This window comes from Perlucidibaca piscinae DSM 21586 (genome assembly GCF_000420045.1).
Taxonomy (GTDB): Bacteria; Pseudomonadota; Gammaproteobacteria; order Pseudomonadales; family Moraxellaceae; genus Perlucidibaca; species Perlucidibaca piscinae.
In genome coordinates, this window is the sequence record NZ_ATUE01000006.1 from 65,139 (window position 1) to 89,302 (window position 24,164).

Annotated in this window: 26 protein-coding genes; 20 read left to right on the plus strand and 6 right to left on the minus strand. The window is 65.1% G+C overall.

The genetic code is table 11. From position 1 onward, the window contains the following. Positions 1–115 precede the first annotated feature (115 nt). Positions 116–1,816, minus strand: coding sequence for a SulP family inorganic anion transporter (locus F595_RS12680; RefSeq protein ID WP_022955629.1), 1,701 nt, complete (start codon positions 1,814–1,816; stop codon positions 116–118). A 31-nt stretch (positions 1,817–1,847) separates the two neighbouring features. Beyond that, complete coding sequence (locus tag F595_RS0104250; protein ID WP_022955630.1) at positions 1,848–2,711, minus strand: MBL fold metallo-hydrolase; 864 nt, start codon at positions 2,709–2,711, stop codon at positions 1,848–1,850. Positions 2,712–2,804: 93 nt separating this feature from the next. Here F595_RS0104250 and F595_RS0104255 point away from each other — a divergent pair, with 93 nt between their 5' ends. The 4 genes from F595_RS0104255 to F595_RS12685 are packed head-to-tail and all read left to right on the plus strand — an operon-like array spanning position 2,805 to position 5,588. After that, entirely contained in the window at positions 2,805–3,152 is a 348-nt protein-coding gene (locus F595_RS0104255; protein WP_022955631.1) for an ArsR/SmtB family transcription factor, read from the plus strand. Positions 3,153–3,170: 18 nt separating this feature from the next. Next, positions 3,171–4,754, plus strand: a complete 1,584-nt coding sequence (locus F595_RS0104260) for a bifunctional protein tyrosine phosphatase family protein/NAD(P)/FAD-dependent oxidoreductase (RefSeq protein ID WP_022955632.1) — start codon at positions 3,171–3,173, stop codon at positions 4,752–4,754. Between the two features lie 34 nt (positions 4,755–4,788). Then, positions 4,789–5,001 carry a YgaP family membrane protein gene (locus tag F595_RS0104265; protein ID WP_022955633.1) on the plus strand — a complete coding sequence of 71 codons (213 nt, stop codon included), beginning with the start codon at positions 4,789–4,791 and terminating at the stop codon, positions 4,999–5,001. Positions 5,002–5,006: 5 nt separating this feature from the next. Next, entirely contained in the window at positions 5,007–5,588 is a 582-nt protein-coding gene (locus F595_RS12685; protein ID WP_156873788.1) for a beta-lactamase hydrolase domain-containing protein, read from the plus strand. Positions 5,589–5,658: 70 nt separating this feature from the next. On the opposite strand, the gene F595_RS0104275 is transcribed toward F595_RS12685, so the two are convergent. After that, positions 5,659–6,033, minus strand: a complete 375-nt coding sequence (locus F595_RS0104275) for a DUF3024 domain-containing protein (RefSeq protein ID WP_022955635.1) — start codon at positions 6,031–6,033, stop codon at positions 5,659–5,661. Positions 6,034–6,201: 168 nt separating this feature from the next. Between F595_RS0104275 and F595_RS0104280 the strand changes: the two genes are divergently transcribed. Next, entirely contained in the window at positions 6,202–6,798 is a 597-nt protein-coding gene (locus F595_RS0104280) for a hypothetical protein (protein ID WP_156873789.1), read from the plus strand. Between the two features lie 4 nt (positions 6,799–6,802). On the opposite strand, the gene F595_RS0104285 is transcribed toward F595_RS0104280, so the two are convergent. Beyond that, on the minus strand, positions 6,803–7,891 hold the full coding sequence (locus F595_RS0104285) for an alpha/beta fold hydrolase (RefSeq protein ID WP_022955637.1): 1,089 nt from the start codon (positions 7,889–7,891) through the stop codon (positions 6,803–6,805). Positions 7,892–7,987: 96 nt separating this feature from the next. On the opposite strand from F595_RS0104285, the gene F595_RS0104290 reads away from it, so the two are divergent. The 11 genes from F595_RS0104290 to F595_RS12700 all read left to right on the plus strand — a co-directional run bounded on the left by F595_RS0104290 (position 7,988) and on the right by F595_RS12700 (position 15,939). Then, a complete protein-coding gene (locus tag F595_RS0104290; protein ID WP_022955638.1) occupies positions 7,988–8,329 on the plus strand; it encodes an FKBP-type peptidyl-prolyl cis-trans isomerase in 342 nt (113 codons plus the stop codon). Continuing rightward, positions 8,322–8,960 (plus strand): alpha/beta hydrolase family protein, encoded by a 639-nt coding sequence (locus tag F595_RS0104295; RefSeq protein ID WP_022955639.1) that lies wholly within the window; start codon positions 8,322–8,324, stop codon positions 8,958–8,960. The genes F595_RS0104290 and F595_RS0104295 overlap by 8 nt, the downstream gene beginning before the upstream one ends. Positions 8,961–9,036: 76 nt before the next feature. Next, entirely contained in the window at positions 9,037–9,729 is a 693-nt protein-coding gene (locus F595_RS12690; RefSeq protein ID WP_022955640.1) for a HEPN domain-containing protein, read from the plus strand. Positions 9,730–9,768: 39 nt separating this feature from the next. Next, complete coding sequence (locus F595_RS12695; protein WP_022955641.1) at positions 9,769–10,185, plus strand: ArsR/SmtB family transcription factor; 417 nt, start codon at positions 9,769–9,771, stop codon at positions 10,183–10,185. Positions 10,186–10,226: 41 nt separating this feature from the next. Continuing rightward, positions 10,227–10,904 carry an NADPH-dependent FMN reductase gene (locus F595_RS0104310; RefSeq protein WP_022955642.1) on the plus strand — a complete coding sequence of 226 codons (678 nt, stop codon included), beginning with the start codon at positions 10,227–10,229 and terminating at the stop codon, positions 10,902–10,904. 142 nt (positions 10,905–11,046) lie between these two features. Next, positions 11,047–11,427: a metalloregulator ArsR/SmtB family transcription factor gene (locus F595_RS0104315; protein ID WP_022955643.1), complete on the plus strand. Its 381-nt coding sequence runs from the start codon at positions 11,047–11,049 to the stop codon at positions 11,425–11,427. A gap of 42 nt (positions 11,428–11,469) precedes the next feature. After that, positions 11,470–11,988: a phosphatase domain-containing protein gene (locus F595_RS0104320; RefSeq protein WP_022955644.1), complete on the plus strand. Its 519-nt coding sequence runs from the start codon at positions 11,470–11,472 to the stop codon at positions 11,986–11,988. Positions 11,989–12,036: 48 nt separating this feature from the next. Beyond that, the gene (locus tag F595_RS0104325) at positions 12,037–13,041 is read left to right on the plus strand and encodes an ArsJ-associated glyceraldehyde-3-phosphate dehydrogenase (RefSeq protein WP_022955645.1); all 1,005 of its coding nucleotides are present in this window, start codon (positions 12,037–12,039) and stop codon (positions 13,039–13,041) included. A gap of 28 nt (positions 13,042–13,069) precedes the next feature. Continuing rightward, positions 13,070–14,311: an organoarsenical effux MFS transporter ArsJ gene (arsJ, locus tag F595_RS0104330; protein WP_040568180.1), complete on the plus strand. Its 1,242-nt coding sequence runs from the start codon at positions 13,070–13,072 to the stop codon at positions 14,309–14,311. Positions 14,312–14,313: 2 nt separating this feature from the next. Further along, positions 14,314–14,673, plus strand: coding sequence for an arsenate reductase (glutaredoxin) (gene arsC / locus F595_RS0104335; RefSeq protein ID WP_022955647.1), 360 nt, complete (start codon positions 14,314–14,316; stop codon positions 14,671–14,673). Between the two features lie 72 nt (positions 14,674–14,745). After that, the gene (locus F595_RS12700) at positions 14,746–15,939 is read left to right on the plus strand and encodes a Y-family DNA polymerase (protein ID WP_022955648.1); all 1,194 of its coding nucleotides are present in this window, start codon (positions 14,746–14,748) and stop codon (positions 15,937–15,939) included. 43 nt (positions 15,940–15,982) lie between these two features. Here the strand turns inward: F595_RS12700 and F595_RS14115 are convergent, their stop codons facing one another. After that, on the minus strand, positions 15,983–16,468 hold the full coding sequence (locus F595_RS14115) for a YMGG-like glycine zipper-containing protein (protein ID WP_022955649.1): 486 nt from the start codon (positions 16,466–16,468) through the stop codon (positions 15,983–15,985). A gap of 162 nt (positions 16,469–16,630) precedes the next feature. On the opposite strand from F595_RS14115, the gene F595_RS14120 reads away from it, so the two are divergent. Continuing rightward, on the plus strand, positions 16,631–19,624 hold the full coding sequence (locus F595_RS14120; RefSeq protein ID WP_022955650.1) for a parallel beta-helix domain-containing protein: 2,994 nt from the start codon (positions 16,631–16,633) through the stop codon (positions 19,622–19,624). Between the two features lie 127 nt (positions 19,625–19,751). Then, positions 19,752–21,299, plus strand: coding sequence for a glutamate--tRNA ligase (gene gltX / locus F595_RS12715; RefSeq protein ID WP_051144631.1), 1,548 nt, complete (start codon positions 19,752–19,754; stop codon positions 21,297–21,299). Between the two features lie 66 nt (positions 21,300–21,365). Here the strand turns inward: gltX and F595_RS12720 are convergent, their stop codons facing one another. Further along, positions 21,366–23,018 (minus strand): 2-isopropylmalate synthase, encoded by a 1,653-nt coding sequence (locus tag F595_RS12720; protein ID WP_022955652.1) that lies wholly within the window; start codon positions 23,016–23,018, stop codon positions 21,366–21,368. Between the two features lie 164 nt (positions 23,019–23,182). Between F595_RS12720 and F595_RS0104370 the strand changes: the two genes are divergently transcribed. Beyond that, complete coding sequence (locus F595_RS0104370) at positions 23,183–23,668, plus strand: Lrp/AsnC family transcriptional regulator (RefSeq protein WP_026913224.1); 486 nt, start codon at positions 23,183–23,185, stop codon at positions 23,666–23,668. A 7-nt stretch (positions 23,669–23,675) separates the two neighbouring features. Next, entirely contained in the window at positions 23,676–24,137 is a 462-nt protein-coding gene (locus F595_RS0104375) for a flavodoxin family protein (protein ID WP_022955654.1), read from the plus strand. Positions 24,138–24,164: the final 27 nt, after the last annotated feature.

Genomic DNA, 24,164 nt, shown 5'->3' on the forward strand with positions numbered 1-24,164 from the left:
GTGCAGCTGCCGCTGAGCAACGCATGAGCAGCGGCCCGCCAGCGGGTCGCTGTGGTTTTTACGCCACGGTTCCGGACTTCCGGGCCGTGGCGTTTTTTCGAGCGTCAGGCGAGCCTCAGCATGTCGGGCTCAGCCTCTGCACTGCCAGCTCCGTGGACAGATGCACATGGTCCGCGCCCAGCGCCCGCATGAAGTGGGTTCCCTGCAGCTTGTCCATGACCGGCCCCTTGACCTCCGCCAGATGCAGCTGCATGCCGGCCTCCTGCAGCGACTGCTCCAGGCTTTCCAGCAGCTCCAAGCCGCTGGCGTCGATGGCGGCGACCCCGGACAGGATCAGCACCAGCTGCTTCGCCTGCGGATGATCCGCGACCAGTGCCAGCAGACGTGACTCGACTTGCGGCACATTGGCGAAATAGAGGTTCTCGTCGACACGCACCAGCAGCAGCTCCGGCCAGGTCACCACATGGTGACGCAGGATGTTGCGGTAGTGTTCGGTGCCGGGTACGCGGCCGACCACGGCGATGTGCGGGTTGCTGGTGCGCCGCAGGGTGATCGCCAGCGCCAGGCCTATGCCGAGCAGCAGTCCGGGCTCGATGCCCAGCGCCAGCACGCCGAGCACGGTGGCGAGCTGGGCGAGGCCGTCGCCGCGGTCATAGCGCCAGGTGCTGACGATGCCGCGCAGGTCGATGAGCTGCGTCACCGCCACCACCACGATGGCGGCCAGCACCACCTTGGGCAGCGGTGCCAGCGCACCGGTGAAGGCGAACGCGGCCAGGGCCACCCAGCCGGCCGTGATGATGGCGGCGAGCTGCGTGCGTGCGCCGGCATCGAAGTTGACCATGGAGCGCGCAAAGCCGCCCGCCACCGGCATGCCGCCAAAGGCAGCCGAGCCGATGTTGGTGACGCCGAGTGCCAGCAGCTCGCGATCGGGATCAATGCGCTGGCGACGGCGCAGGGCCAGAAGGCGTGCCACCGACAGGCTCTCGACGTAGCCGATCAGCGCGATCAGCAGCGCGGAGCCGACCAGGCCCTGCCAGCCGGGCACGAACAGGAAGTCCAGCGAGGGAGCCGGCAGCCCCTGCGGAATGCTGCCCACCACCGGCATCTGCGCTTCACCCTGAAGGCTGGCCGACAGCAGGATGGCGCCGACCACCAGCAGCAAGGGCATCATGCGTGCTGACAGGGCGGCCTGCTTGCGACTCAGTCCCAGCACCTGCAGCCAGCCCGGCAGCTGGTTGCGTGCCAGCAGCAGCAGGGTCATGGTGAGCAGGCCGCAGCCCAGAACCAGTCCGTTGATGCTGGCCAGTCGTGGCAACAGTTCCTGCAGCAGGTCGAGGAAGGACTCCTGGTTGCCCAGCCGGATGCCGACCAGTGCCGGCACCTGGGTGCCGATGATGGTGATCGTGGCACCGGTGCTGAAGCCGTTGAGCACCGGATGGCTGACGAAGTGGGACAGCCAGCCCAGGCGCAGAAAGGCGAACAGCAGCAGAAACAGTCCCGACAGCAGCGCCAGCCACAACCCGCCCGCCAGAGCCCGTGCCGGATCGCCCTCGGCAAAGCCGCCCAGCGCAGCCGCCACCATGACCGCCGCCACCGCTACCGGTCCCACGGCCAGGGTGCGGCTGCTGCCGGTCAGGGCATACAGGATGGGCGGAATCACGCTGGCATAGAGACCGACTTCCGGTGGCAGGCCGGCGAGCAGGGCATAGGCCAGTGCCTGCGGAATCAGCAGGATGGCGGTGATGGTACCGGCGAGGGCGTCATCACCGAGGTCGCGGCGCTGGTAGGTCAGCAGCCAGTCGGGCAGCAGCGTCATGCCGGTATCCTTGTTGCCGGTGGGGTTGCGATCACAGCGCGTTGAGCGGAATCTTCAGGTAGCGGGTGCCGTTGTCCTCGGACGGCGGCAGGTGCCCTGCGCGGATGTTGATCTGGATGGCTGGCAGGATCAGGTTGGGCATGGCCAGGGTGGCATCGCGTGCGGTACGCATGGCCACGAACTCGTCCTCGCTGATGCCGTCGTGCAGGTGGATGTTGCGCGCGCGCTGCTCGGCGACAGTGGTGATCCACGAGGCCTCGCGCGCGACCGGGGGATAGTCATGACACATGTACAGGATGGTGTCGTCCGGCATGTCCAGCAGCTTGCGTGTGGAATGGTACAAGGTGTGGGCATTGCCGCCGGGAAAGTCGCAGCGCGCCGAGCCGACGTCCGGCATGAACAGGGTGTCACCGACAAAGACGTGCTTTTCCTCCACGACATAGGCCATGTCGGCCGGCGTGTGGCCGGGCACGTGCAGGACGCGCGCATTGAGTTCGCCGATGCGGAAGCGCTCGCCATCCTTGAACAGGTGGCCGAACTGCGAGCCGTCGAGGCAGAACTCCGGCTCCAGATTGAAGATCTTCTTGAACACGCCCTGCACGCCGCGAATGTCTTCGCCGATGGCGATCACGCCACCGAGCTGCTGCTGCAGGTAGGGAGCCGCCGAGAGGTGGTCGGCATGGGCATGGGTTTCCAGCAGCCATTGCACGCTGAGCTGCTCGGCGCGGACATAGGCGATGACGGCGTCGGCAGAGGTGGTGCTGGTGTGCCCCGAACGAAAGTCATAATCCAGCACCGAGTCGACGATGGCACACTGGCTGCCGCGACCGCCATGGATGACATAGGTCACGGTGCTGGTGGCCGGATCGAAGAAGGATTGAACTTTTGCATCCATGACGCTTCCCCATTAAACTTAATATGAATGTAGATTATTGGTGAATAATTTACTTGTCAATAAAGTGTTAGCCATGACGACGAGGTATCCGACGTGACGACAACCCTGAGTCTCGAGGCCTTCACCATGTTGCGCGATTCGGCCACCAAGGCCTGCGCGCTGCTCAAGGTGCTGGCCAACGAAGACCGCCTGCTGTTGCTCTGCCAGCTGACCCAGGGCGAGCGCAACGTGGGCGAGCTGGAGTCGCTGTGCGGCATCCGTCAGCCGACCTTGTCGCAGCAACTGGCCGTGCTGCGCGAGGAGGGCATGGTCAATGCCCGCCGCGACGGCAAGTACATCTATTACAGCCTGGCCAACCCGGAAGTCATCCAGGTCATGAGCACGCTGTCCAGCCTGTACTGCGGCCGCGTGCTGACCGAGCTGAAATCACACCCATACTGAATGCACGAGGAGAGGGCGATGGTCGACACGACGCGGATCAACGGGGTCTTGCAGGTGGCGCCACAGCTCCTGCCCGAGCAGCTCGAGGAGCTGGCCCGGCAAGGCATCAAGTCAGTGATCTGCAACCGGCCGGATGGCGAGGGCGGTGCCGGGCAGCCGGATGCCACGCGCATGGCCGCCATCGCTGCCGAGCATGGCCTTGCCTTTACCTATCTTCCGGTGGTGCCTGGCCAGATAACCGATGCCGATGGCGAGGCCTTCGGCAAGTTGATCGCCGAGTTGCCGCACCCGGTCGTTGCCTACTGCCGCACCGGCAACCACAGCCGGATGCTGTTCGAGCGCGCCTCCGGCCTCGGTCTTTGCGAGCAGGAGGGCGTGCTGCGTCATGACATTCTCGTGCTCGGTGGCGGCACGGCCGGCATCGGGGTCACCGCCAGTCTGCTCAGGCGTCACCGCGATCTCGACATCGCCATCGTCGAGCCTGGCGAGAACCATTATTACCAGCCCGGCTGGACCCTGGTCGGTGGCGGCGCCTTCGATCAGAAGCGTACCGTGCGACGCACTGCCGATCTGATTCCGCAGGGGGCGCACTGGATCCGTGGCGCCGTGTCGCGACTGGATCCGGACGCCAGCATGGTGCATCTCGCCGACGGGCGTCGCATCCAGTACCGCCAGCTCATTGTCGCGCTGGGCCTGGAGCTGAACTGGGAAGGTGTCGAGGGGCTGGAGGAGACGCTGGGTGCCAACGGCGTCACCTCCAACTACCGTTTCGACCTCACGACCTACACCTGGGAACTGGTGCAGGGGCTGCGTTCCGGCAAGGCACTGTTCACCCAGCCGCCCATGCCCATCAAGTGTGCCGGCGCGCCGCAGAAGGCCATGTACCTGTCCTGCGATCACTGGCTGCGCAGCGGGCGTCTCAAGGACATCGAGGTCGAGCTGAATTCGGCGGGCGCCGTGCTGTTCGGGGTGCCGGAGTTCGTGCCGCCACTGATGCGCTATGTCGAGAAATACGGCGCTCGCCTGGCCTTCCAGTCCACGCTGGTCAAGGTTGATGGTCCGGCGAAGAAGGCCTGGTTCGATGTCGTGGCAGCGGATGGCCAGGTCAGCCGGGTCGAGAAATCCTTCGACATGCTGCATGCGGTGCCGCCGCAGCGCGCCCCCGACGTGGTACGCAACAGCCCGCTGGCGGATGCCGCCGGCTGGTGTGCGGTCGACCAGCACACGCTGCAGTCGCCGCGCTATGCCAATGTCTTCGCGCTCGGCGATGTCTGCAGCTCGCCCAACGCCAAGACCATGGCGGCGGCACGCAAGCAGGTCGTGGTGGTGGCAGAGAACCTGCTCGCCGCCCGGAGCGGACAGCCGCTGCCAACCCGCTATGACGGCTACGGCTCCTGCCCGCTGACGGTCGAGAAGGGACGTGTGGTATTGGCCGAGTTCGGTTTCGGCGGCAAGCTGCTGCCAACCTTTCCGCTGGATCCGGTGGTGCCGCGCTACTCGGCCTGGGTGCTGAAAGCGGTGTTGCTGCCCTGGGTGTACTGGAACCTCATGCTCAAGGGGCGTGAGTGGTTTGCCCGGCCCGGTCAGCCAGCTGTCAAGTAGTTCAATTCATCAATATTGCAGGAAGGATTGAATCATGAGGGCGAATGTCGGCGGTATCGACCGCAAGCTGCGCATCGTTGTGGGCGTGGCACTGATCGTGATGGCTGCCACGGGTGCCATCGGATTCTGGGGCTACATCGGCGTGGTGATGGTGGCCACCGGGCTGGCGCGCTTCTGCCCGGCCTATGTGCCGTTCGGGTTCAGCAGCGAGAAGGCCTGCTGCGACAAGAAATCCAGCGAGAGTTGAAGATCATGACACCGTGTTCACGATGGATGCTGCCGGCGCTGATGCTCGGGCTGGCGGCCTGCACCTCTGGCCCTGCGGTGACGGCACATGACGCCACCAGGCTGATGCCGGTACCCATGTTGTCTGTTGCCGAGCGCGCTGCGTTGACGGCGTCCGGACCGGTCGGGCTGCGTCAGGCATCGTCAGGGCACTGGGTGTCCGGGTATGTCGAGAACGCCAGCCAGGTTGATGCCGTGCGCGCGCTGGGCGTGCGCACGGTGATCAGCCTGGTGCCTGCCGGCGAGCGTTCGGAAATTGACGAGCAGATGCTGGTGACGTCCGCCGGTCTGCGTTTCGTGTCGGTGCCGGTGGCGGGGCCGGCTGACCTGACCCGCAGCAAGGTCGAGGCGCTGGCAGCTGCCTTGCAGACGGCTGCCGGCGAGCCGGTGCTCATTCACTGCGCAAGTGCAAACCGGGTCGGTGCTCTGATGGCGTTGAAAGCCGCCTGGCTGGATGGCCAGAGCAGCGAGCAGGCGCTGGAGATCGGCCGTGATCATGGCATGACCCGGCTCGATGGTGCCGTGCGTGAGCGTTTGATGTCGCCGTGATCCGGCGGGGCGGGGCGCCGTCAGGCGGCCGCCCCGGATCTGTGCGTCTTCGGGCGTGCGTGTCCGGGTATCAGGCCACGTTGGCGCTGGTGTTGTCGCTGGCTGCTGCGGAGGTCACCGGGGTCAGGGTCTCGCGGGCGAGCGCGAGCACCGAGTCCAGCGTGGCCGAGAACACGCAGTTCGGATAGGGCGCCCACTGGCCATCGCTGTTGATGGCAAAGATCAGCCAGCCTTGCGGATCATCGGAGTGCACGGCCTTGAGGCGGTGGTGAGCCACCAGTCGCAGGGATTCCGCGCATTGCAGGTGCTCGGTGACGAGAAAGGCGTCGACGCTGAGCGTGTAGGACACATCCTGTATCGCACGGTGCGTGGGGGAGGGTCTGACTTCCGCCAGAAAGGTCTCGAGCTGCTGCCGGACTTTTTCAATTTCTCTGCTGTTCAGCACAGAGAGCTCCTTATGCTGTCTTTATGGGCAGTATAGCGCGCGTCCAGAGGTCATCCAAGACCGCTCGCCATGATACCGCGTCCGATGGTCGGCTGCAGGTCATATTGCAGCCGGCGATACCGTTCATTCGTGATAACGTCGGAAATACCAGCCATGGAGGGTATGGTCATGCACAAGGCAGGTGCGCTTGCGGTCAGCCTGTTGAGCATCGTCGTGACGGCGTGCGGCAGCCTGTCCACGTCACTGCAGTCCAGTCAGCGCGTGGGCGCCACGCTGGTGCTTCCGGCACGGACGGATGGCAGTCGCGATGTCGTGATGAACCCGGCCTGGGTGATCCGTCCCGGCAGCGGTACGGCACTGCTGTCACTGGGGGCCGAATGGAGCAGCCGGCGTCCGCAGCAGGTGGTGCTGGTGGTGCGCCTGAGCACGGTGAACTACCAGCCGGTGACGGCTGCCACCCTGCAGCTGGGCGGCGAAGACATCGTGCTGCCGGCGCTTGAGCAGGTCGTGATTCTCAGCGAGTTTGCCCTGCCTGATCCCTACAGCGGCCTGAAGCTGTCCGAGCGCGAATTCGTCATCAGCCGCACGCAGCTGGATCAGCTGATGCAGGCGCCAACGGCCCTGCTCAGGGTGCGCGCCGGCACACGCGAGTTTGTCGGCGATCTGCGCGCACGTTCCTCCGGCAACATCACGGCGGGCATGTCCCTGCCCGACTTTGTCGCGGCAGTGCGTGCGCTGGATGGCGGCGCGGCCACGGCGCCCTGAGTGCTCAGACCGGCGCGGCGCTGGCGGCAGACTTGCCGTCCAGCCAGGCACTGACCTGCGGCCAGATGTGTCGCGGTGCCTGGCTGCCGCTGACGATGCTCATGTGGCCGCCGGGCACCTGGATCATCTCGCAGTGTGCCTGCTTCATCAGACCGATCAGCTTGCCACTGGCCTGCGGCGTGATGATGGGGTCCTTGTCGCCCACCACGATCAGCACGCGGGCGGTGATGCTGGCCAGGCTGGCGTCGCAGCCGCGGATGGGCAGACGCCCCTGGGCCAGCACGTTCTCGGTGATCAGGAAGCGGATCATGTCCTGGGTCACGCCACCCGGATAGGCCACCATGTCGTCGAGGAAGGCGGCATTGGTGGCATGCGCGCTGATGTAGCGGCGGTCATCCAGGTTGCGCAGCAGCTCGGCATAGCCGCGCAAGGTGCCGGCCGGGCTCATCAGCTTGAAGCCCAGGGCATTGACCCAGCCCGGCACATGCCAGAGTGCCTGCGGGCTCTTGTCGACGCGCCAGCCGGTACGCTCCTGCAGTGCCTTCAAGGGTTTGGCCAGGTGACGGTTCTGCATGTTGGGCGCGTGGTAGTCACAGGGCGGTCCGATCAGCACCAGGCGGTCGATGTCCGGATCACCGAGGGCGGCATAGGCATACGAGAACATGGCACCGATGCTCCAGCCATGCAGGGTCAGCTTGTGCTGACCGCTGTGCGCGCGCACCTGCGCCAGCAGGCGCGGCATGAAGTCCTGCAGGTAGGTGGCCATGGTGTAGTGCGCTTCGCGACGTCCCGGCCGGCCCCAGTCGATGAGGTAGAGCGGGTAGCCCTGGTCACGCAGGGTGGCAACCAGGCTGCGCTGCGGGAACAGGTCGTAGATGTACATGTTCACGGCCAGCGGCGGCACGATGACGATGGGTTGCTTGCCGCGGGTATCGACACCGGCCGGCGCCGGGTAATGGCGAAGGCGGGCGATGCCGGCCTCGGCGATGATCTCGAACGGTGTCTGGCCGGCCTGGTTGAGCTGGTCCGGATGGCGGATCAGCTCCTGCAGATTGCTCAGGCGCTGGGCCAGCTGGGTACGTGTCGGCAGCATGGGGTATTCCGGTGTCAGGGACAGATGCGGCTATGATACCCGCCTGTCCGCAAAATCCTACCTGCGGACGGTTTCTCATCCGGGGAGGAGACGGGCATGGCAGGTGAACTCGAGATCGTCGATCTGGAGACGGGCAGCGGCAAGTCGGTCGTCAAGGGCGCGCTGATCATCACCCACTACACCGGCACCCTGGAGGATGGCACTGTCTTTGACAGCTCGCATCAGCGTGGTCAGCCGTTCCAGTGCGTGATCGGCACCGGCCGCGTGATCAAGGGCTGGGATCTGGGCTTGATGGGCATGCAGGTCGGTGGCCGTCGGCGCCTGTTCGTGCCGGCACACCTGGGCTATGGCGAGCGTCAGGTGGGCGCGCATATCCGTCCCGGCAGCAACCTGATCTTCGAGATCGAGCTGCTGGAGGTGAGAACCCGTGATGACTGATGCCGCTCAGGCCGCGCAACTGCACTGGTTGCCGGGTCTGTCCGATGACCATCCCGGTGCGCGCATCGCCCTGATTCACGGCTTTCTGGCTGGCAGCCACATGCAGCGTCATCTGCTGCGCTGGGTGCGTGAGCAGGGGCATGCGGACGCGGCCCTGTTCAGCCATTTCGCCTCCGTGCACGGCATTGCCGACTGGCTGCAGGCTGCTGCCGCCCAGGGTCGTCCGGTCGTTCTCATCGGCTACAGCCAGGGTGGTTTCCAGGTGCTCAAGGTGGCCAGGGTGCTGTCGGCTCGCGGCATCGACATCGCGCTGGTGGCGAGCATAGGGCGTGGCGGGGTGGGCTGGCTGATGCCGGCGCAGTGGGGGTTCCGGCCGCGTCTGGCGCAGACCCGCATCCGTCGTCTGCTCAATGTCTATTCGCATGCCGATCCCATGGGCACCGATCCGCGCGCTGCCGGCAATGCGCTGAAAGCACCCGCCGGCATGTGTCTTGACACGATCGCCTTTGCCCGCAGCGACGCCGTTGATCACATCGCCCTGGTGCGTTGCTACCCGGAAGAAGCCGTGCATCCGGCTGTCCGGCGTCAGTTTCTGGAGCCGCTGGCACGTGCGCTCGCGGACCTCTCATGAGACGGATTGTTTACCAATAACCCATTGAACATCATGAGCTTGCCGGATACTGTGAGATCAGATCAGGAAGCGGACCATGAGCACAGACCGGTATCACGAGCTGAAGGCGCGGCAACGTGCCGAGCAACTGCGGCATCCCGATGGCATGGCTCTGCGCGTGCATCGCGCCCTGAGCTGGCTGCAGCGTGCCGAACTGGCAGATGACGACGAGGATGCCCGCTTCCTGTTTCTCTGGATCGCCTTCAAGGCGGCCTATGCCGAGCATTCGCTGGTGGAGCGGGACTTCACCGAAAGCCCGGCCCTGAGGCAGTTCCTGGCGCATTTGCTCCGCTTGGACGAAGGCGAGCAGCTTGCCCGTCTGCTCTGGCGTCAGTTCCCCCAGGCCGTGCGCCTGCTGCTGGACAGCCCTCACTGCTTTCAACCCTACTGGGATGCACACGCACAGGGCCAGATCGCGGCGTTGAGTCCTGACGAGATTGCCGCACTCTGGAAGCCGGCGTTCGAGCGCGCCCGCATCCAGGCACGCGGCGCCCTGGTGCGACTCGACACCGAGGATGTGCTGATACTCGTGCTGTCACGTCTGCATGTGCCACTGACCCAGCTGCAGCTTGGCGGCACCACCTGGGACAGTCGCAGCAGCCGGGACACGGTGCGTGACGGTGCGCGCCTGCTTGGCGTGCTGGTGCCGCTGATCATCGAATTGATGCTGGACAATCCCGGGGCTGACTGGGCGGCGCCGTGCTATCCCGGTGAAAATCCGGCATTCTGATTTCGCCAAATGATGCAAGGCGTGTTGTATTATTGATGCATGGAAAAAGAAACCGCCGTATCCCTGTTTGAGTCCCTGTCGTCGGGAGTTCGCCTCGACATTTTCCGATTGCTGGTGCCGCATGGCGAGGCGGGGCAGGTGGCGGGCGAAATTGTCACCCAGCTTGGTCTGCCGCCCACCAATGTCTCGTTTCATCTCAAGGCCATGACCCGAGCCGGTCTGCTGCATGTGCGCCAGGAAGGTCGTTTTCAGCGCTACCGGGCCGACTTGCCGAAAATGCAGGAGCTGATTGCCTGGCTGGATGCCGAGTGCCGGCCAGCGCCTGTCAGCAAGCCGTCAGCCAGGGTGGCAGGAAAGGCGCCTCGAAAGCGCAGCACCACGTCAGACCGCAAGGCCGTCGAGCCGGCAACTCCAGTGGCCAAGCCGACCGCCCCCAATCTGACCTTCGATTTCTGAGCGTCTGACATGGCTGGTGCCTGTCATGCAGTGAGGCGGTCATGATGACGAAACCTGCCGAATACCTGGTTTTTCTGGGGTCTGCCCGTGACAGCACGCCTCCTCAGCCCGCCAGACTGGGCCTGCGCGTGGCGCGGCAGTGTGTTGCCCAGCTGCGCGAAACAGGTGCCATTGTCAGGCTGGTTGATCCTCTGGAAATTCCGCTGTCCGCTGTGTTCAAGCCGCATTTCTCGCATGCCCGGGGCAGGGCGCCGGCAGAACTTGAGGAATTGGCTCAGTACATCGAGTCTGCTGACGGTTATGTCATGGTCAGTCCCGAGTACAACCACAGCATGAGTCCGGCATTGGCACACCTGCTCAATCATTTTGGCAGCTCCCTGTTTGCCGGCAAGCCTTCCGCGATCGTGACATATTCCGCAGGTCAGTGGGGTGGCGCCAGAGCCGCCGTGAACATGCGTACCTTTCTGTCGGAGCTGGGTTGCCTCCCGGTGTCGGCGATGGTGCATTTGCCTGCTGCACATACCGTGCTGGATCCGGATGGCAATTTTCTCGCCGGGGTAGATGAGCCGGCCTGGCGTGGTTATTTCAGACGGACCCTGGAGCAGCTGCTCTGGTGGTCCGAGGCGGCCTCTCGTCAGCGCGCAAACCCGGCTGCCAGATTTCCTGGCGCATTTGATCGTTCTCCGACACAGCGCAACGCACCTGAAGCATCCACATAGGGTCCGGATTGACGCCATGACATGATTCCTGTGCGTCAGAAGAACGATGCTTTACAGGAAATATGATTTTTCATATATTCGGATATTCATATATTCCTGATGCGATTGCAGTGGTGTCAGGTTTGCTCAGGAGGATCTCGGCATGACCACGGAAAGCTGCATGACATCCGATGACCCGCTGTCGCCTGTACAGCTGTTCAAATGCCTTGCTGATGATACGCGTGCTCGTGTCATGTTTCTGATTCAAAAGGAAAAGGAACTGTGCGTCTGCGAGCTGACCTGCGCGCTGGATCAGAGCCAGCCGAAAATCTCCCGCCACCTGGCGCAGCTGCGTGGTTGCGGCCTGCTGGCGGATCGCCGCCAGGGGCAGTGGGTCTACTACAGCCTGCATCCTGATCTGCCGTCATGGGCCCGGACTGTGCTGGAGGCATCCTTGCCCGCACATGAGGCTGCGCTGCTGGCTGATGCCACCCGCCTGCGGCAGATGGGCGATCGCCCGCAGCGTGCGGCAGCCTGTTGCTGAACCTGCCTTGATGTTCATCTGATCACGGATTCCAGAGTCGTCATGTCCGCGCATCCTGTTTCACTGTTCGACGCTGAAGGTGTCACCACCCGGCTGATTTTCACGCCCTGCCCCGGTACCCGGCAGGTCTCGCTGGATGAGGCGCTGACAACACTCAAGGAGGCTGGAGCCACTGCAGTCATCACGGCCATGCCTGACACCGAACTGGCCGAGAATCAGGTCACTGACATGGGGCCGCGCTGTGCGCATCATGGGCTGGACTGGTTTCACCTGCCGGTTGCCGATGACAGTGCGCCTGTCGATGACTTCGAGAGGCTGTGGGCCGCACAACAGGATGCGATCCTGACACGCCTCCAGGCTGGCGAGCGTATCGCCATTCATTGCAAGGGTGGCTCCGGTCGTACCGGGCTGATCGCGGCGGTGTTGCTGACCAGCATGGGCCTGCCTCTGGTCCGGGCCAAGGCACAGGTTCAGGCGCTGCGCCCCAAGGCCCTGCAGCACCCGGTTCATGCTGCCTGGATCAGCGACTTTGCCGCACGCCTTGGCGGGCCATCCTCATGATTGCGCCACGTGGCGCCTGACTTTTCATCTGAACGCGAGAATACGGACATGACCATCAAGGTAGGCATCAACGGCTTCGGCCGCATCGGACGACTGGCCCTGCGCGTGGCCTGGGACTGGCCCGAGCTGGAGTTCGTGCGCATCAACGACCCCGCCGGCGATGCCGCCACCCATGCCCATCTGCTCAACTTCGACTCGGTGCATGGCCGCTGGCAGCATCAGGCCGGCAGCGAGGGGGATGACGTGGTGGTCGCCGGCAAACGCATCCGCGTCACCCGCGAGAAGAGCATCGCCGCCACCGACTGGTCCGGCTGCGATCTGGTCATCGAGGCCAGCGGCAAGATGAAGACCGTGGCCGTGCTGGAGGACTACCTGAAACAGGGCGTGAAGCGAGTGGTGGTCTGTGCTCCGGTCAAGGAAAAGGGCGCCATCAACATCGTCATGGGCGTCAACCAGCACCTGTTCGATCCGGCGCAGCATCGCATCGTCACGGCGGCCTCCTGCACCACCAACTGCCTGGCGCCGGTGGTCAAGGTCATCCACGAGAACCTGGGCATACGCCACGGCTCCATCACCACCATCCATGACCTGACCAACACGCAGAGCATTCTCGATACCCCGCACAAGGATCTGCGTCGCGCCCGTGCCTCCGGCATGAGCCTGATCCCGACCACGACGGGCTCGGCGACGGCCATCGCCGAGATCTTTCCGGAGCTCAAGGGTCGCCTCAACGGCCATGCCGTGCGTGTGCCGCTGGCCAATGCCTCGCTCACCGATTGCGTGTTCGAGGTCGAGCGAGCCACCACGGCCGCCGAGGTCAATGCCCTGCTCAAGGCTGCTGCCGATGGCCCGCTGAAGGACATCCTCGGCTATGAGGAGCGCCCGCTGGTTTCCATCGACTACCGCACCGACCCGCGCTCCTCGATCATCGACGCGCTGTCCACCCTGGTCGTCAACGGCACCCAGGTCAAGCTCTACGCCTGGTACGACAACGAGTGGGGCTACGCCAACCGTGCCGCCGAGCTGGCGCGCCTGGTCGGCCGGGCAGACTGAGCAGGGCGCAGACCGGAGCATCACGATCATGACCAGCGCTGTCGCCAGGCCAGGCCCCGAGGTTCGCCAGTACCTGCTGGTGACGGGCAACTACTGGGCCTTCACGCTCACCGATGGCGCCCTGCGCATGCTGGTGGTGCTGCATTTCCACAGCCTCGGCTACAGTCCGCTGCAGATTGCCGCACTGTTCCTGTTCTACGAGATCTTCGGCGTCATCACCAACCTGTTTGGCGGCTACCTCGGTGCCCGTCTCGGCCTCAACCGGACCATGAACATCGGACTTGCGCTGCAGGTGGGGGCCTTGCTCATGCTGACCGTGCCGGCGGCCATGCTCAGCGTGCCCTGGGTGATGGCGGCGCAGGCGCTGTCCGGCGTCGCCAAGGACCTCAACAAGATGAGCGCCAAGAGCTCGATCAAGCTGCTGGTCCCGGACACTGCGCAGGGCGCGCTCTACCAGTGGGTAGCCATCCTCACCGGCTCCAAGAATGCCTTGAAGGGCGTCGGCTTCTTCCTCGGTGGCGCCTTGCTGGCGCTGATGGGGTTCACGGGTGCGGTGCTGGCCATGGCCGGCGTGCTGGCCCTGATCTGGGTCGGCAGCCTGATCCTGCTCAGGAAGGATCTCGGCAAGGCAAAGGTCAGGCCGAAATTCAGGGACCTGCTGTCCAGGAGTCGCGCCATCAACGTGCTGTCGGGGGCCAGACTGTTCCTGTTCGGTGCCCGCGATGTCTGGTTCGTGGTGGCACTCCCGGTCTATCTGAGTACCGTCTTCGGGTGGGATTTCTGGCAGGTCGGCGGCTTTCTTGCCGCCTGGATCATCGGCTACGGCATGGTGCAGTCGGCGGCGCCCGCCATCACCGGCAAGGCGCAGGGCAGGGTGCCTGACGGACGCAGTGCCCTGGTCTGGGCGCTGACTCTGGCGGGCTTGCCGGCAGCCATCGCCGTCGGCTTGCAGGCGTCTCTGGACCCGCAGTGGGTGCTGCTGGGAGGACTGATGCTGTTTGGCGCCCTGTTTGCGGTGAACTCGTCCCTGCACAGCTACCTCATCGTGTCCTGGGCCAGATCCGATGGCGTCTCGCTGGATGTCGGCTTCTACTACATGTCGAACGCGCTCGGGCGACTGCTGGGCACGCTGCTGTCCGGCTGGATCTACCAGATCCAGGGCCTGGAGGCCTGCCTCTGGATGTCGACGCTGTTCCTGCTGGCGACGGCGGCGATTTCGGTCAGACTGCCGCGCCCGCCATCCGCATCACATGCCCCGGAGTCCACCTGACCATGACCCACACGCTCACCCTCTGGCACAACCCGGCCTGCAGTGCCTCGCGCGCCGTGCTGACCCTGCTGCAGACGCACGGTCTTGATCCCGTGGTCATCGACTACCTGCACGAGCGGCCGACGCTGGCGCAGCTGCAGGTGCTGGCAGCCACGCCGGGACTGGGTGCCCGCGAGATCCTGCGCGTCAAGGAGCCGCTGGTGGCCGAGCTTGGCCTGGATCACCCGGACACGTCCGACGCCAGCATTCTCGCGGCCATCGCTGCGCATCCGGTGCTGCTCAACCGGCCGCTGCTGACCAGTGCTCAGGGCGGTCGCGCCTGCCGCCCGCCGGAGCGGGCCTGGGAGATCGTCAGTCCCTGAGGGGATTCCTGCGGCTCCCGGACTTGCGTGGGGTGCAGCGCTCTGGCATATACTGTCATCATGGACAGTATAATGGCGCCTGCCTCCACCCGCTGCATTGCCCATCTCGACATGGATGCCTTCTTTGCCTCCGTGTCGCTGCTGCGCTATCCGCAGCTGCGAGGTCTGCCCGTGGTCATCGGCGGCAGTCGTGCCGGCCATGCCGGTCTGCAGCACGCCGGGACCGCCGGGCTGGCCGATGCCGATCTGCCGGTATCCGCGTTCGCGCGTCTTCGTGACTATGTCGGGCGTGGCGTCATCACCACGGCCACCTACGAGGCGCGTGCCTTTGGCGTGGGGTCGGCGATGGGGCTGATGGCGGCGGCGAAGCGCTGCCCGGAGGCCATCCTGCTGCCTGCAGACTTCGAGCGCTACCGCAGTTTCTCGCGACGCTTCAAGGCGTGTGTCCTGGCGCTGACAGCGCAGATGGAGGACCGGGGCATCGACGAGGTCTATATGGATCTGAGCGACCATCCGCTGGCGATCCGTGACGGCGGCGAGTCGCTGGCGCGCACGCTGCAGGCTGACATACGACGCACCACCGGGCTGAGCTGCTCGATCGGACTGGCACCCAACAAGCTGCTGGCCAAGCTGGCCAGCGATCTCGACAAGCCGGCCGGCATCACCCGCCTGGATCAGGACGAATTCTTCCGCCGCCTTGGCGGCCGTCCCTGCCGTGCCCTGCACGGCATCGGCCCGCAGACCGACGTGCGCCTGCGGGCCATGGGCATCCTGACCATACGCGAGCTGGCGGAAACGCCGCTGTCCCGGTTGCAGGAGCTGTTCGGTCGCCGCCAGGGGCAGTGGCTGCATGACGCCAGCTGGGGACGTGATGATCGCCCGCTGACCGTGAGCCGGGATCCGGTATCCATGAGCCGGGAAACCACCTTTGCGCGAGACCGGCATCCCCGCCAGGACAGGGCGGCGCTGACGCAAACCCTCGAGGCATTGTGCCAGCGCCTGGCCGACGACCTGCAGCGCAAGGGCTGTTGCGGGCGCACGGTGGGCATCAAGATTCGCTATGACAATTTCCAGACGGTGACGCGCGAGGTGTCGGTGTCCGCCGGCGTGGCCTCTGCGTCAGACATTCTGCTGCTGGCCCGGCAAGCGCTGCGGCGGGTGCCGCTGACCCGGTCACTGCGTCTGCTGGGGGTGCGGGTGGGGGCCTTGCAGCCCCGCACGGCACCGATCAACCATTCCTTGCTGGATCTGCTCGAGGCCTGCTGACGACGGTCAGCAGGCGCGTGTCGAGCGCCAGTCAGGTGCTGCGTCAGCGGCCGTAGTAGCCGTCACGGTAGCCTTCGCGATAGGCGATGCGTTCATCGCGGTCACGGCGATCCCAGCGTGCATGATGCTTGTGATGGTGCTTGTGCCAGCGCTTGGCATGGCCCGGCGGGGTGCTGACATAGACCACGCGAGGCGGTGCATAGGTCTGGGTGACCACCACCGGTGCCTGGCGATAGCTGCTGACCGGCTGGTAGTAGACCGGTGCGGCTGCAGGTGCATAGCTTGCATAGGTGGGGGCGTAATAGCGGTCATCGCGATCCGCCCGGTCGCGGGTGACGGCATTGCCGGCCGCCGCGCCGATGGCACCACCAATCACGGCGCCCTGGTTGCCGCCGACCTGATGGCCGATGACGGCACCGACGCCAGCACCGATCACGGTACCGAGTACCCGGTCATCCGCAGCAGCGGTGGTGCCGGCGAGCAGGGCGCTCAGGCCCAGGGCGGTGAACTTCCATGGTGTCGTCTTCATGACATGCTCCTGTTCAGTCTGTCCCTGTAATAAATGGTCGACCTCGGCTTTCGTTGACAGCAGCAAGCTGTGCACGAAAGACACACGTGTCGGATATGGAATGTGTTATTTCTGTGCTGTTTATGTGTATCTTTGAAATATTGACAAGAACGAGAACAAGAAATGAACACGTCACCTTTCGGTCGTGCTGCCGCATTGACCCTGCTGAGTCTGTCGTTGCTGGGCCTTGGCGCCTGCTCCCGCAACAGCGATGACCGGGTTGCCGGCAGCGACGACCCGACCTCGCCGGCTGTCCGTGGCGGCTGCATTGCCGCCGACGCCCGGGCGCGCGACCGCATCCTCACCGAGCTGTTCCAGGCCAGTGCCGGTGATGTGGTGTCGCTGTGCGAAGGCCGCTTCGACATGCCCACCGGTCTGCTCATCAACAGCAAGCCGGGTATCACCCTCAAGGGGGCCGGCATGGACAAGACCATCCTCAATTTCGCCAAGAGCGACAGTGCCGAGGGCATCAACGCGTCCTATTCGGACGGTCTGGTGCTGCAGGATTTCACTGTCGAGGACACGCCGGGCAACGGCATCCGCATCTTCCGCTCGAATTTCATCACGGTGCGTGGCGTGCGTGCGCGCTGGCATGACCTGGCCGGTCGCGACGAGACCGATCCGGGCTACACCCCGCGCTCCGATGTCGGCGCCTACGCGCTGTACCCGGTCGAGGTGCGCCACATCCTGATGGAGAACTGCGAGGCGCATGGCGCCTCCGATGCCGGCGTCTACGTCGGGCAGTCCAGCGATGTCGTGGTGCAGAACTGCCTGGCCACCTACAACGTCGCCGGCTACGAGTTCGAGAACACCTACCGCGCCATCTTCCAGAACAACGTGGCGACGAAGAACACCGGCGGCTTCCTGATCTTCGACCTGCCTGACCTGCGCCAGTACGGCGAGAAGAACATCGTCCGCAACAACAAGAGCTACGGCAACAACACCGAGAACTTCGCGCCCATCGGCAACATCGTCGGTCTGACCCCGCGCGGCACCGGCATGCTCGTTCTGGCCTCCGACCAGCTGGAGATCTACGGCAACGAGATTCATGACAACGACAGCATCGGCATCGGCATCGTCAACTTCGGGCTGGTCGACAACAAGTACCCGGATCAACGCTACGACTTCTATCCGGAGGGTTTGGAGATTCACCACAACACCTTCCGCAACAACGGCATGAATCCGCAGCAGCCCAATCCGGATCGTGGCGTGGCCTCGGCGCTGCCTCTGCTGCTGCGCGTGAAGAACTTCGGACGCGGTGCGGACATTGTCTGGGATGGTGGCGAGGACACGCCGAACGGCTGCACCGAATACCCCGTCGACAAGGATGGCGTCCCCCTCAACCGGCCCAATCCCAACGAGACCGGGCGGTACGAAGCGCGGGTGGACGAGCGCGGCCGACCCAATTTCGACCGTTCCGACCGGGAGCCGACCTGCAAGTACAATGCCTGGAAATTCACTGCCCAGGGCCAGCTCAAGAAGCCGGAAAACGGCATCTGCATCACCAACAACCAGCATGACAGCAACCCGCTGAAGACGGCGTTCCTGAATGCCAAGTTGAATCGTACCGACCTCGGGCCGGAGCTGGTGCAGCAGCTGGCCACGCCGGGCTCCTCCGATCTGGCGCCGCACAACTGCGATCTGCCGGCACGCGTGCCACCGGTGCTGAAGCTGCCCTATGTGGCAACCGCCGGCGAGAAGCGCCCGACCGCTGCCGAGACGCAGAAGGTCTGCTCGGCAGTGAAGCCGGGCGAGGTCAACTGGGCCGCGCTGGCTCGCCATGACTGCCCGGATCTGGCGCAGTACGGCCTGTTCAAGGAGGCGTCCGATCCGCTCTCGGGCGGGCAGGGCAACGGCGTCATGCCGTATCAGCTCAACACCGCCCTGTTCAGTGACTACGCCAGCAAGGACCGCGTCATCTTCCTGCCACCGGGCAGCACGCCGGGCTCGGTGCAGCCGGCTGCCTACAAGGACAGCCGCCAGGGCGTGACCGCGACCCTGGACTTCCCGGTCGGCACGGTGATCGCCAAGACCTTCAGCTTCCGCAAGGAGGATGCGGCCGGCAAGCTGCTGGCCGAGAAGGTCATCGAGACCCGTCTGCTGATCAAGCGCCAGACCGCCACCGGCGTGAACTGGGTCGGGCTGCCCTACATCTGGTCGCATGACGGCAATGGCCGCACCACGACGGCGGCATTGAGCCTGGCGGGTGGTTCGGCATCGGTGGCCTGGGACTATCTGGATCCCAATCCCAAGGTGCTGAAGAACGGCCAGCGTGCGCGATACACCGGCACCGCCAGCCAGTACACGATTCCGGCGGCGCTGAACTGCATCAGCTGCCATGGCGGCGATGATCGCGAGCCGGGGTCGGCACCGATCGGTCCCAAGGCGCGCAATCTCGACCGTGGTGTCAATGCCGATCTCGGTGGCAGCAACCAGCTGGTGCTGATGAAGACGCGCGGCTGGCTGACCGGGCTGCCGGCCACGCCGGAGGCACGCCAGCCGGCCTGGGACGTCGCCGGTGACTCCGGCGAGCTGCCGGGTTCCGCGCTGGACATCCACAAGCGCATGCGGGCCTACCTCGAAGTCAACTGCATGCACTGCCACAACCCCAATGGCGGCGGCTCCAACTCGGGCCTGTTCCTGGACAGCTTCCGGGTCGTCGACAAGCGCTACGGCATCTGCAAGAAGCCGGTGGCGGCCGGGCGCGGCTCCGGCGGCTTCAAGCACGACATCGTGCTGGGGCAGGCGGCGTCATCGATCATGCCGTTCCGCGTCGGCTCCGCCGAGGCCGGTATCCGCATGCCGTCGATCGCACGCACGGTGGTGCATGGCGAAGCAGCGGCGATGATGAACGACTGGGTGCAGAACCAGCTGCCGGCGGTGAATGCCCTCGACGATGATCTGGTGCGCAACGAGGAGAACTGCAGCGACAGCGAACTGCCGCTGCTGGTCACCGAGCTGCTGCCGGGCGAGGTGCTGGACGTGATCAACGAGCTGCAGAAGGCGGGTGCCACCGGCGGTCTCTCGACAGACCAGCTCACCAGCCTGTTCAGCCGTGTCACCGGCATGAGCTCGCCGACCCAGCGTAGCCAGCAGGCCATGCCCGCCTCGCGCTGAGACGGGCCGAGGTGCCTGGCTGAGGTATCGGGCTTGCATGTCGCAGGCCGGGCCGCTGCTCACCTAGGTGTGCAGCGGCCTTTTTCTTTATACTGCGCGCCTTCCGTTTTCCCGTGACGAGATGTCCATGACTGCCCTGACCAAGCCTGTGCGTACCCGTGTCGCGCCTTCGCCTACCGGCGATCCTCATGTCGGCACCGCCTATGTCGCCCTGTTCAATCTCTGCTTCGCGCGTCAGCACGGCGGTCAGTTCATCCTGCGCATCGAGGATACCGATCAGGTGCGCTCGACGCCGGAGTCGGAGCAGCAGATCCTGGCCTCGCTGAAGTGGCTGGGCCTGAACTGGGATGAAGGCCCCGATGTCGGCGGTCCGCATGCACCGTATCGTCAGAGCGAGCGCAGCGACATCTACAAGACGCACGCGAACATCCTGCTGGAAAAGGGACATGCCTTCCGCTGCTTCTGCACGGCCGAGCGTCTGGAGCAGCTGCGTGCCGAGCAGACCGCCGCCAAGGGCGCGCTGGGCTATGACGGGCACTGCACGGGATTGTCCGCCGACGAGGTCAGCCGTCGCCTGGCGGCCGGCGAGCCGCACGTCATCCGCATGAAGGTGCCGCGCCCGGCCGCTGACGCGCCTCGCGAGGAGACCACCTGCGAGATCAACGACCTGCTGCGCGGCACCATTGCCATCGACTGGAAAGAAGTCGACATGCAGGTGCTGATGAAGGCCGACGGCCTGCCCACCTATCACCTCGCCAACGTGGTCGATGACCACCTCATGGAAATCACCCATGTGCTGCGCGGCGAGGAGTGGATCAGCTCGGCGCCCAAGCACAAGCTGCTCTACCAGTACTTCGGCTGGGACATGCCGCAGCTCTGCCACATGCCGCTGCTGCGCAACCCGGACAAGTCCAAGCTGTCCAAGCGCAAGAACCCGACCTCGATCACCTACTACGAGCGCATGGGCTATCTGCCCGAGGCGCTGCTCAACTACCTGGGACGCATGGGCTGGTCCATGCCGGACGAGCGCGAGCAGTTCACCCTGGCCGAGATGATCGCGAATTTCGACGTGCAGCGCGTGTCGCTGGGCGGGCCGATCTTCGATGTCGAGAAGCTGGCCTGGCTCAACGGCCAGTGGCTCAAGGGCCTGACACCTCAGCAGTTCGTGGCGGCCTTCCAGCGCTGGATCACCCCGGACTATCTGGCGCGCGTGGCCAGCCAGATCCAGACCCGTGTTTCCACGCTGTCGGAGGCGGTCGACAAGGCCGGCTTCTTCTTCGCCGGCAAGGTCGCGCTGACGCCGGAGAGCTTCGCGCACAAGTCGCTGACGCCGGATCAGGTGAAGACCATCCTGCAGCTCGCGCTGTGGGAGCTGGAGGCGCTGCGTGCCTGGCAGCACGAGGGGATCGCGGATCTGCTGCAGCGCCTGAGTGCCTTCCTGGGCATCAAGATGCGTGACTTCATGGCGCCATTCTTCGTCAGCATGGCGGGTTCGCCATCGGCGCCGCCGGTGATGGAGGCCATGGCCATCATGGGTCCGGACATGACCCGGGCGCGTCTGCGTGAAGCCATCGCGGTGCTCGGCGGCGTGTCCAAGAAGGAGGCCAAGGAGCTGGAAAAGCTGCTCGCCGCCTTCCGCCGTGGCGAGCCCCTGGCCGTCTCGCCGACCCCCTGAGCGGCTTTGAGTCCCGGGCTGGTGCTGTCCTCCCGGAGGACAGCACCAGCCCGGGACTCTGTCACCTCACGCAGTCTCGGCGAGGCGTCCGGCGGCACTGAGCACGGCCTGCAGACTGGCGGCCAACGTGTCGCCCGCGATCCCGGCGGCAGCGGCCACCCGGTCGCCATCCCGCACCTTGACGCAGGCCATGGCCTGGGCCTCGGTACCGGCGCTGAGCGCAAACTCGTCATACGCCTCGATCACCAGCCGTCGACCGCTGTCGGCCTGCACGGCCGCCACCAGCGCCTCGATCACGCCCTGTCCCCGACCCTGCAGGCTGTGGTCGTCCAGTGCCAGCTCGGCGTGCACGATGTCGCCCTCGCGGTGCAGGTCGTAGCGGCCCAGATGCCAGCCCGGCGGCACCGCCAGGTAGTGACTGCGGAACAGGGCGTGGATGCGCCCGGCATCGACCTCGCCGCCATCACGCTCGGCCTGCTCCTGCACCACGCGCGAGAAGTCGATCTGCAGCCAGCGTGGCAGCGTGATGCCGAACTGCTGTTCCAGCACATGCAGCACGCCACCCTTGCCGGACTGCGAGTTGATGCGCACCACCTCCTCGTAGCGGCGTCCCAGGTCGCGCGGGTCGATGGGCAGGTAGGCGACATTCCACGGGTTGCCTGCAGACGCTTCGCCCTGATTGGCCAGGCACTTGCGGATGGCATCCTGGTGGCTGCCCGAGAAGGCGGTGAACACCAGTTCGCCGGCATAGGCATGACGGGGATGAGTCTTGATCTCGGTGACGGCCTCCACGGTGTCGATGATCTCGCGCATGCCGGAGAGGTCCAGCATCGGATCGACACCCTGGCTGTACAGGTTCATCGCCATGGTCACCAGGTCCATGTTGCCGGTGCGCTCACCGTTGCCGAGCAGGGTGCCTTCGACGCGGTCGGCCCCGGCCATGACGCCGAGCTCGGCGGCGGCGACACCGCAGCCGCGGTCATTGTGCGTGTGCAGTGACACCACGACATGCGCGCGCTGATGCATGTGCTCGAGCATCCACTCCACGCTGTCGGCAAACACGTTGGGCGTGCTGACCTCGACCGTGGCCGGCAGGTTGATGATGACCTTCTGCCCGCGCTCGGGCTGCCAGACGTCGATGACGGCATTGACCACCTCGGCGGCGACCTCCAGCTCGGTGCCGGTGAAGCTTTCGGGCGAATACTGGAAGGTCCAGTCGGTGTCCGGGTGGCGGGCCGCATGCTCGGCCACGCACCGTGCGCCGGCCACGGCAATGGCTTTCACGCCGGCGACATCGGTGCGGAACACCTGCTCGCGCTGGGTGCGCGAGGTCGAGTTGTAGACATGCACGATGGCGCGCGGCACGCCCCGGAGTGACTCGTAGGTGCGAGCGATCAGCTCGGGGCGGGCCTGGGTCAGCACCTGTATGGTGACGTCATCGGGAATGTGACCCTGTTCGACGAGCTGACGCACGAAGTCGAAGTCCGGCTGCGAGGCGGCCGGGAAGCCGACCTCGATTTCCTTGAAGCCGAGCTTGACCAGCAGCTGGAACAGGCGGGTCTTCTGCTCGACGGTCATGGGCTTGACCAGGGCCTGGTTGCCATCACGCAGGTCGACGGCGCACCAGCGCGGCGCCTGGCTGATGACCTGGTCCGGCCAGCGGCGCTGCGGCCGGACAATGGCCGGGGTGGGACGGTACTTGCGATGGTCGAAGGCCATGATCTGCTCCTGAAAATGCAGGACGGGCCGCCAGGGCCCGTCGTCGTGCTCACGAAACACAGTCTATGCGGCAGGTTGCGCAAAAGGCTTGCGAAGATCGGGTGATTTACAGGGTTTATGGTGATATGTTGCGTTTAATTTAGTCTTATTGGTGATTTATTGTCATGAAATCGCATCCGTTCCAGATGGATCGCTATGATCGTCACATCCTGGCGCTTTTGCAGCAGGACGGCGGTCTCTCCAATCTCCAGCTGGCCGAGCGGGTCGGGCTGTCGCCATCGCCGTGTTCGCGTCGCGTGCAGAAGCTGGAGGAGGCCGGCATCATTCGCGGGCGTGCCGCGCTGCTTGACGGCAAGGCACTGGGTCTGGGCCTGACGGTGCTGATCCAGATCAGCATGGATCGCCACACGCCCGAGCGTTTCGAGAACTTCGAGGCCACCGTGCGCGGCTTCGAGGAGGTGCAGCAGTGCTACCTCATCACCGGGCAGAGCGCCGACTACCTGCTCAAGGTGGTGGTGCCCGACATGGACAGCTACCAGGCCTTCCTGCTCGACAAGATAACCCGCATCGAGGGCGTCAGCGGCGTGCATTCCAGCTTCGTGATGCGGCGCGTCGTCGATACCACGGCGCTGCCCCTGAACTATCTCTGAGGTGGCCATGAAAACGCTGCTGATCGTGGCGCATGCGCCCTCGCCAAACACCCTGGCGCTGCGCGATGCCGTGGCACGCGGGGCAGGGCATCCTGACATCGCCGGGGTGAGTGTGCGCGTGCTGTCACCGTTCGAGGCCGGTGCGCAGGACGTGCTGGCGGCGGATGCCATCCTGCTCGGCACCACCGAGAACCTGGGCTACATGAGTGGTGCCCTGAAGGACTTCTTTGACCGCATCTACTACCCCGTGCTAGAACAAAAACAGGGCATGCCCTGCGCGCTCTGGGTGCGTGCCGGCCATGACGGCACCGGCACCTGCCGTGCCGTGCAGACCATCGTCACCGGTCTGCGCTGGAGCTGGGTGCAGCCGCCAGTGGTCTGGCGCGGCACTTGGCAGGACAGCTTCGTGGCAGATGCGGAAACGTTGGGGATGACCCTCGCCGCCGGACTGGAGAGTGGCATCTTCTGATCACCGACCCGGTCCGGAAGGAAGAGG

Bases quoted from the DNA above. Each gene is read 5' to 3' on its own strand.
- F595_RS12680 (WP_022955629.1), bottom strand. From the start codon at position 1,816: ATGACGCTGCTGCCCGACTGGCTGCTGACCTACCAGCGCCGCGACCTC.
- F595_RS0104250 (WP_022955630.1), bottom strand. From the start codon at position 2,711: ATGGATGCAAAAGTTCAATCCTTCTTCGATCCGGCCACCAGCACCGTG.
- F595_RS0104260 (WP_022955632.1), top strand. From the start codon at position 3,171: ATGGTCGACACGACGCGGATCAACGGGGTCTTGCAGGTGGCGCCACAG.
- F595_RS0104265 (WP_022955633.1), top strand. From the start codon at position 4,789: ATGAGGGCGAATGTCGGCGGTATCGACCGCAAGCTGCGCATCGTTGTG.
- F595_RS12685 (WP_156873788.1), top strand. From the start codon at position 5,007: ATGACACCGTGTTCACGATGGATGCTGCCGGCGCTGATGCTCGGGCTG.
- F595_RS0104280 (WP_156873789.1), top strand. From the start codon at position 6,202: ATGCACAAGGCAGGTGCGCTTGCGGTCAGCCTGTTGAGCATCGTCGTG.
- F595_RS0104285 (WP_022955637.1), bottom strand. From the start codon at position 7,891: ATGCTGCCGACACGTACCCAGCTGGCCCAGCGCCTGAGCAATCTGCAG.
- F595_RS0104290 (WP_022955638.1), top strand. From the start codon at position 7,988: ATGGCAGGTGAACTCGAGATCGTCGATCTGGAGACGGGCAGCGGCAAG.
- F595_RS0104295 (WP_022955639.1), top strand. From the start codon at position 8,322: ATGACTGATGCCGCTCAGGCCGCGCAACTGCACTGGTTGCCGGGTCTG.
- F595_RS12690 (WP_022955640.1), top strand. From the start codon at position 9,037: ATGAGCACAGACCGGTATCACGAGCTGAAGGCGCGGCAACGTGCCGAG.
- F595_RS12695 (WP_022955641.1), top strand. From the start codon at position 9,769: ATGGAAAAAGAAACCGCCGTATCCCTGTTTGAGTCCCTGTCGTCGGGA.
- F595_RS0104310 (WP_022955642.1), top strand. From the start codon at position 10,227: ATGATGACGAAACCTGCCGAATACCTGGTTTTTCTGGGGTCTGCCCGT.
- F595_RS0104315 (WP_022955643.1), top strand. From the start codon at position 11,047: ATGACCACGGAAAGCTGCATGACATCCGATGACCCGCTGTCGCCTGTA.
- F595_RS0104320 (WP_022955644.1), top strand. From the start codon at position 11,470: ATGTCCGCGCATCCTGTTTCACTGTTCGACGCTGAAGGTGTCACCACC.
- F595_RS0104325 (WP_022955645.1), top strand. From the start codon at position 12,037: ATGACCATCAAGGTAGGCATCAACGGCTTCGGCCGCATCGGACGACTG.
- arsJ (WP_040568180.1), top strand. From the start codon at position 13,070: ATGACCAGCGCTGTCGCCAGGCCAGGCCCCGAGGTTCGCCAGTACCTG.
- arsC (WP_022955647.1), top strand. From the start codon at position 14,314: ATGACCCACACGCTCACCCTCTGGCACAACCCGGCCTGCAGTGCCTCG.
- F595_RS12700 (WP_022955648.1), top strand. From the start codon at position 14,746: ATGGCGCCTGCCTCCACCCGCTGCATTGCCCATCTCGACATGGATGCC.
- F595_RS14115 (WP_022955649.1), bottom strand. From the start codon at position 16,468: ATGAAGACGACACCATGGAAGTTCACCGCCCTGGGCCTGAGCGCCCTG.
- F595_RS14120 (WP_022955650.1), top strand. From the start codon at position 16,631: ATGAACACGTCACCTTTCGGTCGTGCTGCCGCATTGACCCTGCTGAGT.
- gltX (WP_051144631.1), top strand. From the start codon at position 19,752: ATGACTGCCCTGACCAAGCCTGTGCGTACCCGTGTCGCGCCTTCGCCT.
- F595_RS12720 (WP_022955652.1), bottom strand. From the start codon at position 23,018: ATGGCCTTCGACCATCGCAAGTACCGTCCCACCCCGGCCATTGTCCGG.
- F595_RS0104370 (WP_026913224.1), top strand. From the start codon at position 23,183: ATGAAATCGCATCCGTTCCAGATGGATCGCTATGATCGTCACATCCTG.
- F595_RS0104375 (WP_022955654.1), top strand. From the start codon at position 23,676: ATGAAAACGCTGCTGATCGTGGCGCATGCGCCCTCGCCAAACACCCTG.